The 11,126-nt window shown below is 53.7% G+C and carries 13 protein-coding genes; 4 read left to right on the top strand and 9 right to left on the bottom strand.

What is annotated here, in order from left to right:
* The first annotated feature begins 56 nt into the window (after nucleotides 1-56).
* Nucleotides 57-1,109 carry a 23S rRNA (adenine(2503)-C(2))-methyltransferase RlmN gene (gene rlmN, locus ACTQW0_RS01690; protein WP_441566631.1) on the top strand — a complete coding sequence of 351 codons (1,053 nt, stop codon included), beginning with the start codon at nucleotides 57-59 and terminating at the stop codon, nucleotides 1,107-1,109.
* Nucleotides 1,110-1,302: 193 nt separating this feature from the next.
* Here the strand turns inward: rlmN and ACTQW0_RS01685 are convergent, their stop codons facing one another.
* The 9 genes from ACTQW0_RS01685 to rpmH all read right to left on the bottom strand — a co-directional run bounded on the left by ACTQW0_RS01685 (nucleotide 1,303) and on the right by rpmH (nucleotide 6,338).
* Nucleotides 1,303-1,557, bottom strand: a complete 255-nt coding sequence (locus tag ACTQW0_RS01685; protein ID WP_441042219.1) for a hypothetical protein — start codon at nucleotides 1,555-1,557, stop codon at nucleotides 1,303-1,305.
* A complete protein-coding gene (locus ACTQW0_RS01680; protein WP_441566628.1) occupies nucleotides 1,547-2,425 on the bottom strand; it encodes a ParB/RepB/Spo0J family partition protein in 879 nt (292 codons plus the stop codon). The genes ACTQW0_RS01685 and ACTQW0_RS01680 overlap by 11 nt, the downstream gene beginning before the upstream one ends.
* Before the next feature lie 19 nt (nucleotides 2,426-2,444).
* A complete protein-coding gene (locus tag ACTQW0_RS01675) occupies nucleotides 2,445-3,245 on the bottom strand; it encodes a ParA family protein (RefSeq protein WP_427729019.1) in 801 nt (266 codons plus the stop codon).
* Between the two features lie 130 nt (nucleotides 3,246-3,375).
* Nucleotides 3,376-4,113 (bottom strand): 16S rRNA (guanine(527)-N(7))-methyltransferase RsmG, encoded by a 738-nt coding sequence (gene rsmG / locus ACTQW0_RS01670; RefSeq protein WP_441566626.1) that lies wholly within the window; start codon nucleotides 4,111-4,113, stop codon nucleotides 3,376-3,378.
* A 96-nt stretch (nucleotides 4,114-4,209) separates the two neighbouring features.
* Nucleotides 4,210-4,779: a Jag family protein gene (locus tag ACTQW0_RS01665; protein ID WP_441566624.1), complete on the bottom strand. Its 570-nt coding sequence runs from the start codon at nucleotides 4,777-4,779 to the stop codon at nucleotides 4,210-4,212.
* A gap of 44 nt (nucleotides 4,780-4,823) precedes the next feature.
* Nucleotides 4,824-5,594 (bottom strand): YidC/Oxa1 family membrane protein insertase, encoded by a 771-nt coding sequence (locus ACTQW0_RS01660; RefSeq protein WP_441056460.1) that lies wholly within the window; start codon nucleotides 5,592-5,594, stop codon nucleotides 4,824-4,826.
* Between the two features lie 29 nt (nucleotides 5,595-5,623).
* The gene (gene yidD, locus ACTQW0_RS01655) at nucleotides 5,624-5,848 is read right to left on the bottom strand and encodes a membrane protein insertion efficiency factor YidD (RefSeq protein ID WP_154516787.1); all 225 of its coding nucleotides are present in this window, start codon (nucleotides 5,846-5,848) and stop codon (nucleotides 5,624-5,626) included.
* The gene (gene rnpA / locus ACTQW0_RS01650; RefSeq protein ID WP_441566622.1) at nucleotides 5,845-6,183 is read right to left on the bottom strand and encodes a ribonuclease P protein component; all 339 of its coding nucleotides are present in this window, start codon (nucleotides 6,181-6,183) and stop codon (nucleotides 5,845-5,847) included. The genes yidD and rnpA overlap by 4 nt, the downstream gene beginning before the upstream one ends.
* Before the next feature lie 20 nt (nucleotides 6,184-6,203).
* On the bottom strand, nucleotides 6,204-6,338 hold the full coding sequence (gene rpmH, locus ACTQW0_RS01645) for a 50S ribosomal protein L34 (RefSeq protein ID WP_019127408.1): 135 nt from the start codon (nucleotides 6,336-6,338) through the stop codon (nucleotides 6,204-6,206).
* A gap of 345 nt (nucleotides 6,339-6,683) precedes the next feature.
* Between rpmH and ACTQW0_RS01640 the strand changes: the two genes are divergently transcribed.
* The 3 genes from ACTQW0_RS01640 (at nucleotide 6,684) to dnaN (ending at nucleotide 11,120) form a co-directional block, all read left to right on the top strand.
* Nucleotides 6,684-8,060 (top strand): ATP-binding protein, encoded by a 1,377-nt coding sequence (locus tag ACTQW0_RS01640; RefSeq protein ID WP_441566620.1) that lies wholly within the window; start codon nucleotides 6,684-6,686, stop codon nucleotides 8,058-8,060.
* Between the two features lie 14 nt (nucleotides 8,061-8,074).
* The gene (locus ACTQW0_RS01635) at nucleotides 8,075-9,778 is read left to right on the top strand and encodes a DnaA ATPase domain-containing protein (protein WP_441566618.1); all 1,704 of its coding nucleotides are present in this window, start codon (nucleotides 8,075-8,077) and stop codon (nucleotides 9,776-9,778) included.
* A 238-nt stretch (nucleotides 9,779-10,016) separates the two neighbouring features.
* Nucleotides 10,017-11,120, top strand: a complete 1,104-nt coding sequence (gene dnaN, locus ACTQW0_RS01630; protein WP_441566616.1) for a DNA polymerase III subunit beta — start codon at nucleotides 10,017-10,019, stop codon at nucleotides 11,118-11,120.
* Nucleotides 11,121-11,126: the final 6 nt, after the last annotated feature.

Raw genomic sequence — 11,126 nt, 5'->3', positions numbered from 1 at the left:
GCTGATACCATATTGTAGCGATACCCCCTACGTTTCCCCAAAATCGAAAGGCTTCCATGAAACCCAGGACTAAATCTCAGGACATTCGCGACTTGAGCCAAAACGATATTCGCGAGCTCGTGGCCGAACTCGGCCAGCCCGCTTTCCGCGCGAAGCAGCTCATTGAATGGGTTTTTGAGAAGAACGTTTGTTCGTTTGACGATATGACCAACCTTCCCAAGGCTTTTCGCGAGCAGTTAAAGGAGGCATTTGCCTTCGACACGCCGACCGAGCTCACCAAGCAGGTGTCCAAGGACGGATCTCGTAAATACCTACTCGAGTACCACGATGGCATTTCTGTCGAGACCGTCGGCATGCCCCGTCGTAACAAGCTCTCTATCTGCGTATCCACCCAGGCCGGCTGCGGAATGGGCTGCGCTTTTTGCGCTACCGGCCTCAACGGCCTCAGGCGCTCGCTGACCGCCCAGGAAATCGTCGACCAGGTACTGCACGTTTCCAATGACTTTGGCGAGCGCGCGACAAGCGTAGTGTTCATGGGCCAGGGCGAGCCTTTTGCCAACTACGATGAGGTTCTTAAGGCACTGCGCATCCTTAATGACCCCGACGGTATCGGCATTGGAGCGCGCCATCTCACCGTGTCTACCAGCGGTGTTATTCCTGGTATCCGTAAGTTTGCCGACATTCCCGAGCAGTTCACCCTAGCTGTCTCGCTGCACTCCGCCATTCAGTCCACACGCAATAAGCTCATGCCCGGTGTCAAGAAGTACACACTCCTGCGCCTCCACGAGGCACTGCAGCTCTACACCGAGAAGACCGGCCGCCGTCCGACGTACGAATATGCCATGATCGAGGGCGTCAACGACACCAACCCCGAAATGCAGGCGCTCTGCGACTTCTGCGAGGGCACGCTGTGCCACGTCAACCTGATTCAACTCAACGATATTGAGGGCAGTCCGCTCAAGCCGTCACCGATCCATAAGGTAGAAGACCTTCAACGCCGGCTTGAGTCCCGTGGTATCGAGACCACGATCCGCAACTCTCGTGGCAACGATATCGATGCGGCTTGTGGCCAACTCAAGCAGCGTTTCAAAGTTCAGAAGAACGCGTAGGGGAGACCAGCCTAAACGTTTCATGTGAAACATCAGAAAGCCCCGGTTGCTTAATTGCAACCGGGGCTGTTTCATATTCATCGATTACCAGCATCATACGATTGTCCAGCATTATTTAGGACGATATTAGGGATCCCTGTACTGGTGATCAGACAAGGAACCCTTTGAGAATAGATGAGTCATTGTTAGGTACCTAAAAGCCTACATTTTCCCATTGATGATTAACCCAATCTTGGTTGATCTTTGGATTCTTAGTCATCTGAGCCGTACGCATGGCAACGTCCTCAGTCATAACATCCATTTTCTTTTTTGAGGTATCAACGATATCCTGTGCTCCGCGAAGTAAACGACCACGTAATTCATCATCTGTCACAATCTTATAACCGGCAAAAGCGCCAACTGCAACAGTTGCAGCCAAAGCGACAGCAGTCAGAACTTTATTCCTCATCCTGACCTCCTTGATCAAACTGAATGATTTCGCCAAGGATGCGAGAGAGTTCCTCTTCATCCTTAAATTCAATCTCGATCTTGTTCTTTCCTCGCGAGCTCTTTACGCGAACGTTCGTGTTAAACACCTGACGCAGAACGCGTGCCGCCTTCTTAAAAGACTGAGGGGTTGCGGTTCGAGGCGTTTTTGGTGTCTCTCCGGCAGAAAACAACGGAGCAAGATTTTCTGTCGCGCGGACGGACAATCCTTCCGCAACAACCTTCTCAGCTAACTTAATGCGTGCATCTTCGTATGGAACTGCAAGAATTGCACGAGCATGGCCAGCAGTCAGCTTACCTTCAAAGATCATCTGCTGAACAACCTCTGGAAGATCAAGTAGGCGCAGCGAATTGGTGATTGCAGAGCGTGACTTGCTAACAGCCTTCGACAAGGCCTCTTGAGTCATGCCACTCGCATCGATGAGCTGTCGATACCCCTTAGCCTCTTCGACCGGATTGAGATCAGAGCGTTGCAGATTTTCAATCAATGCAAGCGCAAGCATCTGTTCATCATCAACATCTTTTATGATGACAGGAACTTCCTCAAGTCCAGCAAGCTTAGAAGCCTGATAACGGCGCTCACCCGCGATAATCTCATAGCCTTTACCATGCTTGCGTACAAGAAGCGGCTGAAGAACGCCATGCTCCTGAATCGACTCACTTAACTCTCGAAGCTCGGTCTCATTAAAATGAATTCGGGGTTGGTTGGGGTTCGGAACGATATCTTCGATTGGAAGTTTAGTTTCCGAAGCAGTATTGGATGCAGACGTCGCAGATCCACCGGTCTCATATTCTGCTTCGGAGACCAATGCATTGAGTCCGCGACCCAAACCGCCACGCTTCCTTGGACTAGGCACGCTTGATCACCTCTTTGGCAAGGTTCATATACGCCTTTGCACCCTTATTTTGCGGCGCATATGTAATTACCGGCTCACCGAACGATGGTGCTTCTGATATTTTAACCGTACGCGGAATCAAGGTCTTAAATGCCTTATCGCCAAAGTACGACTGCACTTCTTCGACAACCTGATTTGAGAGCGATGTTCGCGAATCATACATCGTCATAAGCACACCATAGGTATCAAGGCTCTTATTTAAGCGTGTTTTGACCATCTTCATCGACTCAAGCAGCTTCGTGACACCTTCGAGTGCGTAATACTCGCACTGAATTGGAATCAGAACACTGTCCGCCGCCGTCAACGCATTAATGGTCAACAAGCCAAGTGAAGGTGGACAGTCGATAAATATAAAGTCAAACTCATCCTTAACAGGCTCAAGCAGATCCTTCAAGCGCGTTTCTCGTGCAATCGCACTTACAAGCTCAATTTCGGCACCTGCAAGCTGGATAGTAGCCGGAATTACAAATACCTTACTGCAATTTGTATCCAGAACAAGCGATTCTGCCGGAACATCATTCAGCAATGCATCATAGATGCAGTTATCAAGTTCTTCTTTTTCGATTCCAAAGCCGCTCGTGCTATTACCCTGTGGATCAAAATCGACAATCAGCGTCTTTCGACCCTGTTCACCCAGTGCTGCTGCAAGGTTTACTGCTGTGGTGGACTTACCCACACCACCCTTTTGATTGATGATTGCAATGATACGCGTGTCTTTTGCGCTCTTTGAACGCTTAACGTCGCGAAATCCCACGGTCCCTCCTGGTGTATTTTAAGCTGTTAAACGGAGGATGTTTCACGTGAAACATTCCGATTCATCATCTGTTATGTTTCACATGAAACATAACAAGTAATTACTATCAATTATGTTTCACGTGAAACATCTAGGCAAGCGGATTCTTCTTCGCCATGCCATTAGCACGTGGAAGCGAAATGGCTGCCGGACGAGATTTTTTTAGAATGATAAACTCGCGATGACCCAAGCCATTAGGCAAATCTAAATCATCTGTCATAAGTGTGGTGAACCCGCATATGCTAGCGGCAGTTAGACCAGACTGAAGTTCAACGTCTGAAGGGTTTCCCTTAGTAATAACAAAGAGACCATTATCTATTAGAAATGGTGAAGCATACTCGACGAGAACTGGTAAAGGTGCAAGTGCACGAGCAGTGACAACAGCAAACTGTTTCTTATGGCTTCGGGCATATTCTTCAAGACGATCATGAACCGCGTGAGCATGCTTGAGACTGAGAGCCTCAACAAATGAGTTGACGGCAGCAACCTTCTTGCCAACCGAATCGATATAGGTAGCCTTACGTCCGCTAGCAATTGTCAAAGGGATACCAGGAAACCCAGCACCAGTACCCATGTCTAACAAAGCGCCTTCTGGAGCTATGTCTATATAGGGAAGCAACACAAGCGAATCAAGAATATGAAGAACAGCGGCATCTTCGATATTTAGGATGCGTGTAAGATTGGTGGTCTTATTAGCCTCCAATACAAGATCAAGATGCTCAATACAGGAGCGTAGGACATCATGGGAAACCTTCAAAGAATAGTCTTCGCAATACGAAATTAGACGACTAAGCATCTGGCTTGCCTGCTCATCGGTTAGTACAAACAAGACAAACTCCTATCTGACAAAAATCAGTGTATCAATAACTTTTGACAAAAAAAGGGGACGTGGAAACCACGCCCCCTTAAGATAAGCTCGTTTAGGTTATCGAGCAACAATCACAACATGACGATCGGGGTCAGAACCCTCAGAATGCGTGTCGACGGCGTCGTTGCCGCGAAGAGCAATATGAACCAGACGGCGCTCGTAGGCATTCATGGGCGGAAGCGAAACGCTTTTGTGAGTACGAACTGCCCGCTCGGCAGCAGACTGAGCCATAGAGGCAACCTTGTCCTGGCGGCGGCTCTTATATCCCTCGACGTCGACGACGACCGGATACCTAAAGCCAAGCTTGCGGCTCACCAACAGCGAGAACATAACCTGAAGGGCATCGAGGGTGCGACCATGACGACCAATAAGGACGGCAAGGTCGGGAGCCATTACATCAAGAATCAGTTCGCCCTCGTCGCCCTCATACTCATCGATAGGAGAGTTGGCGGCGTCGAAATGCGAAAGGATGGAACGAAGAATAGAAATCGCAACATCAGCAATGGTGTCGAGCTCTTCGTCCGTAAGCTCTTCACCAGCCTTGTAGCGCTGTGCAATCTCGAGATAATCGCCCGCGGCCTGCGGGGCAACCTCCTCAAGCATATCCTCGACGATCTCTTCAGACATAACGTACTCCAAAAGTTAGGTACCTAAATAAGATTACTATACCGCTACTTCTTCTTGTGCGGGCGCGGCTTCTTCTCGCGACGTGTGACCTCAACCTGCAGCGGGGCGTTCTTAAGACGCTCCTCCTCTTCGGCCTTAGCCTTCTCGATAACCTTCTGCGTCACAAAGATCTGCTGGATGACCTGCCAGGCAGAAGACACGTCGTAGTACAAAAGAACACCAACGGGCAGGCTCCAACCCATCCAGAGCATCATGACGGTCATGACGACGGCCATCATGCGCATGCTCTGGGCCTGCTGGCCAGTCTGATTGCGCGACATGTACAGCTGCGGAATCAGGGTCAGGACAGCAAACAGAATCAGGCAAACCAGCGCAGGCAGTGCGACCATAAAGCCATCGGCAAAAGAGGCACTCGGCGTGGTAGTCAGATCGGGCAGAATGTTGAAGAACGAGAAGGTGCCCTCGTTAAAGTACTGCGGCAGGTTGCGCAGAAGCGTAAACAGGGCGATGAGGATAGGCATCTGAATCAGAAGCGGCAGGCAGCCGGACAGCGGATTGAACTTGTTCTCGCTGTAGAACTTCTGCATCTCCTCGGCCTGACGTTGGGGATCGTCGGCGTAGCGCTCCTGGATCTCGAGCATCTTGGGCTGCAGCACCTGCATACGGGCCGTCGACTTGGTCGACTTGAGCATGAGCGGCGTCAGCAGCAGACGGACGATGACCACCAGGATAATGATGGACAGGCCCCAGTCGACCGCAAAGGTCTGGATGAGCTTGAGCAGCTCGAAAAGGATGTTAACGATCCAATCCCACATGTAATTTTTCCTCCGATAGCGAGTGCCCGCTAGGGCACAGGGTCATAACCGCCGACGTGCAGGGGATTGCAGCGAGCGATGCGCCTCACGGCAAGCCAGCAGCCTCTACAAACACCGTATTTCTCGATAGCCTGGACGGCGTAATGAGAACACGTTGGATAATAAATGCAGGCGTCAGGCAATAAGGGCGAAATAACCTGTTGATATATGCGAATAGGAGCGATGGCAACACGTCGCAAAACGTGATTGCTCATCGCTCCTCCCCGGCAACGCCGGCGCGTATCACAAGCGAACGCAATGCCTCGTTCATCTCCTCCGACGACGAGATCCTCGTCTTGGGGGTCGCGAACAAGATGATGTCATAACCCGCAACGGGAAATCCGCAGCTGCGGGCGGCCTCGCGCATCACACGCTTAGAACGGTTGCGCACAACTGCGCAACCGAGTCGTTTAGCACCAACGAAGGCGACCCTTCCAGAGTCGCCTTCGCCAACCGATTCACATATGGTCATTCGAATCAGAGGATGATTGAAACGACGCCCCTGACTGAACACATGCTCGAAATCTTGCCGAGACTTAATAGTCTTCATGCGAGATGTGTGTATCGCTGCTAGACAGTGAGACGCTTGCGGCCCTTGGCGCGGCGACGGGCGAGCACGGCACGACCACCCTTGGTGGCCATACGGGCACGGAAGCCATGGGTCTTGGCACGCTTACGCTTATTAGGCTGATACGTACGCTTCATCTTAAGTTCCTCCTGCTGCATTTCGAGTGTCCGCGAGGGCGCGGACGCAGATATAGACACGTGAGCTTGAAGATTGTAGGGAAATCAATGTTCAAATGTCAAGAAATCAAAGGTAAAAGGTTGCGCAGTTCACACGGTTCCGCCATAAGCCGGATGAGTTTTTGAGTATGACTCCAACTTTTCACGATATTTCACCGAGTTTTCGACAGGTCATGTTGCCAATGTTGAGAACTTTTCGCCCATTTTCCAAAGTTTTCAACATGTTTTGAAAACTTGTCGAAAGATGAGAAACATTGCGCGGTGAGCTACTATTTATCCGAAACCTTTTGAAAGATTGCGAGCGGCATGTCTGACGACTTTTACACCATGGTCGATTCCGGTGACCCGGCACCCGACAACGAGCACATCAACGGCGTACGCGAAGAGCGCGAAGAGGGCGAGCAGACATCGAAACAGACACCGAAAACCATGTATGCGGCGCGCATCGCCGTCTATGACGACATGCTTTCGACCCCGCGCGTGATCGTCATCGAGCCGCAAGACATCCGCACGTATCTGGAAGAGACGACTAACACCGTCTACCAGTGCATGAAAGAGCAAGGCGGACACATCTCACTCATGGTTATCCGCGAGATTGTCGAAAACTTTATCCACGCCCACTTTGCCGAGCCCATTATCTCGATCCTGGACGGCGGGGAAACTATCCGCTTTGCCGACCAAGGTCCGGGCATCGACGACAAAGAGCGCGCCTTCGACTTTGGCGTCACCAGCGCAAACAGCAAGATGAAGCGGTATATACGCGGCACCGGGGCAGGTTTTCCCATGGTGCAGGAATACCTGGAAAACGCCGGCGGGGCAGTCTCCATCGAAGATAACATGGGCAACGGCACCGTCGTCACGGTGAGCCTCGACCCCAAGCGCGTGCAGGAAATTGAGCGCGCGGGAGGGCGCGGGGCAGCCGTGCGCCCCGAGGCCCAGGGGTCGGAATACCCACTGCCGGGAGCATTTCCACAGCAAGCAATGATGACTCCGCAGCAAACCATGGCCGCGTCCCCACTGCAACAGCCCATGGTTTCGCAGCAGATGCATCAACCCGGCATGCCGCCCATGCAGGACCCCCAGCCCGCGGGACAGACGACAACTCAAGGCTCGGCAGAGTCCATGGTCCCGGCCGATTCGGATGCAGCCGCGATGCAGCAGGTGACGGGCATGCAAGGAGCTCGGCAGATGGGCTTCCAACCGTACCCGCAGGCATATCCGGGACAATATATGCCGCAGCAGGGATACTCCCAGCAATATATGCAGCAGTATCCCCAGGGCTATCAGCAGCCGTATCAGCAGATGCCGCAGCCGTACAATCCCTGGGCCCAGCAGATGCCGCCGCAGCCATACCAACAGTGGCCGCAAAGTTTTCAACAGCCGATGCCAACCATGCAGAGTTCTCAACAACCAGCAGCTCAAATGATGTATCCTAATGCGGCGAATCAATACGCACAGCCGCAACCGGACGTATTTGTGAGCGAGCGCGGCAACGCGGCGCTGGGATATCTGGCTCAAAACCAAGAGTGCGGCGCCACCGACCTGGCGCGAGCATTTGGAAACTCCGCGCCCACGTGGTCACGCACACTCAATGACTTGGCGCAGGCCGGCTTGGTAATCAAACACGGTCAGAAATACCATCTGACCGAACTCGGCAGCGCTCGCGTGCGTGCCCAAAGTTAAGGACGGGAGAGACAGTGGACGAGGAAGCAAGCATCATCCTGGAGGATGCCATCGCCTTTTGCCAGCGCGGCGGCCAAGATGCACGCCTCATCAACATGTTGGGGCAATCGCGTGCCGTGAACCTGACCGAGGACACCTTGACCATCGAGGCACCGTCGCGCTTTGCCATTGCGCAGCTCAAAAAGCACCAGCCGACTATCGAGCACTACCTAGAAGAGATTGCCTTTGCGCCGATCGCGCTCAACATCGTGGCCCCGCAGGGTCCCACGACGGGCGCCACAGGGGCGGCACCCGTCACTCCCCCTTTGACGACCGTCGCCCCCGTGGCGGCTCCGGAGACCAATGCGAGCGATGTTTCCCGTGAAACCATGCCCCACGCAACAGCCGCGCCGGTAGCAACCGCCCCCAGCGTTTCACACATGCCCGTCGCGCACGACGCGGCGCCGGGCGAAGAACCGGGCGTCGCGATTAAAAACACGCTGTCGGCCGACGATTTCCGCCGCATGATGAATCAGATGAAGGGCGTGACACCCGCCAAGAGCGCAAAACCAGTCTCGACATCGCCTGTGAGCGTGCCTGCGGCTGCGGCGCCGGGCGAGCAGAACGCCGATGGCGCGCCCCTCGTGGCCAACTCAAAATTCACCTTCGAAAACTTTGTCTACGGCCCCGAAAACAGCCACGCCTATCGTTCGGCGCTTAAATTCGCCGCACTCGCAGACGAACGCGGTACTTGCACATCCCTGTTCATCTATGGCAAATCGGGCTTAGGCAAGACCCACCTGCTGCTCGCTATCAAAAACGAGCTCGCCGAGAAGTCGCCCGAGATCAAAGTGAAATACGCCAACTCACAGGCATACATCGATGATCTGATGACAGAATTCGACCGCCAAAAGAAGAGTAACGCTCCCATCATGCAGGCATACCACGGCGTGGACGTGCTCATCATCGATGACATCCAAAACATCATCGGCAAACGCGCGAGCGTGGACTACTTTTTCCAGCTCATGGACGAGTTTATCCGCAACAACAAGAAGGTCGTGATTGCCGCAGACCGTGCGCCCAAGGACCTGAACATGGACGAGCGCCTGACCAGCCGCTTTAACGCCGGCATGCTCTGCTTGGTAGCAGAGCCCAGCTACGAGATGAAGTACAAGATTCTGCAGCGCTATTACGAGAACACGATCGCGGCGGCGCCCGAGGCGGGCGACGACTCGCTGCTGGCGGCCTACGGTGGCGACAGCGGACATCTGACTGACGAGCACTTTAAACACATGGCGGAGGTATCGGGCACCAACATCCGTGAGCTCGAGAGCTTCTGCGAGCGCTGCGCCGGGGAGGCGGGCGACCGCGAGCGCGAGGGTAGCGAGCTGAGCTTCGACGACATCGATGCCATCGCCAGCCAGTACTTCGACACGTCGGCCAAAAAGATCAACGTGCAGACAGTTCAGTCTGTTATCGAGGAGCAGTACGGCGTGACGCATGAGGAGCTCATTGGTCCGCGCCGCAATGCCAATATCGCCAAGGCGCGCCATATCGCCATCTACCTAGCGATCGAGATGTGCGAGATGACAACCACCGCCGTGGGTGCGGAGTTTGGCAACCGCAACCACTCGACCGTCAGCACGAGCTACAAAAAAGTCCAGAAGATGATTCAGGAAGACCGGACCGTGACCGAGAACCTCAAATCGCTACGAGACAAAATTACACTGCGCTCGTAGGGAAATAGGCACACCTGTTGAAAACTTGTCGAAACCGCGGGCATAAGGTGTCTAAAACCCAGCCCGCTCCGATGAAAAGTTTTGCGCAGGTTTTGAACGTGGAAAACGACCCCTGTTGCACACAGGGAACTGTCGATTCTCTTTTTGGGTTTGACCTGCATGTTTGGGAGTAATCAACAGTTTCGTCAGTACTATTACTATTATTGAGATATTTATATCTATAGAAAGGTATTAAAAGATGAAGTTCACCGTCAGCCAGAGCTCGCTTACGCAAGCAATCGGCGTCGTCATGAAGGGTGTCGCTTCGGCATCCACCCTCCCTATTCTGTCGGGCGTGCTCATCAAGGCACAAGACGGCATCTTGGAATTCCAGACCTCTAACTACACTATCTCGATTCGTCACCGCATCGCGGCACATGTGGAAGAGGAAGGTGAGATGGTAATCCCCTGCAAGATGCTCTCCAACATCACCAAGACCCTTCCCGATGCCCCAGTTACCTTTGAGCTTTCGGAGCGCCAGGTGCTGATCGGTTGCGAGAAGAGTTCCTTCCGCCTGAATACGCTCGATGCCAACGATTTCCCCGAGTTCCCGGCCTATGCCATCGAGAGCGCCGTTGAGCTCCCGACCGACATTCTGTCCGAGATGGTCAGCCGCGTGTGGCGCGTCACCTCGACCGACAAGGCCCGCCCCATCCTGGGCGGTGTGCATATGAGAGTCGAAAACAACACCGTGCGCCTGGTGGCGACCGACTCCTTCCGTCTGGCCGTGTGCGATACGCAGGTGGAGACCTCGACGCTCGAGGGCTCCTTTGAGCTCAACGTGCCGGCCGATGCCTTCAACGACGCCCTGAGCATCATGGCGAGCCAGGCGACCATTATGATCGGTGCCACCGACACCCAGGTTGTCTTTGAAGCCGGCAACACCACCTACGTGTCGCGCCGCATCGAGGGTGTGTATCCCAACTACAAGCAGCTCATCCCCGATTCGTGCGTAACGAGCGTCAAGATCGACGTGGCAGCTTTTAATGCCGCCCTCAAGCGCGTGGCGGTCATCGCGAGCGCCAACCCCGCCGTCAAGTTTGAGATCGATGCCGAGAACGGCCAGATGGGCCTGTCCTCCATCTCCAATGACCAGGATCTGGCGCAGGAGACGATCGATGTCGAGGCCGAGGGCGAGTCGGGCACCATTGCCTTTAACTACCACTACATCTTTGGCTGTCTCAACGCCCTGTCCAAGGAGAAGGAGATCACGCTGGAGCTCAAGAGCTACTCGCAGGCCGGCATCTTTAAGTCCTACGACAAAATCAACTATCTGTACCTGGTCATGCCGGTGCGCATCTAGCGGCGC

This window comes from Collinsella sp. LCP19S3_B7, assembly GCF_052121795.1.
GTDB lineage: Bacteria > Actinomycetota > Coriobacteriia > Coriobacteriales > Coriobacteriaceae > Collinsella.
Note: the sequence above shows the minus strand (reverse complement) of the source record. Positions and strands in the feature narration are given on the sequence as shown.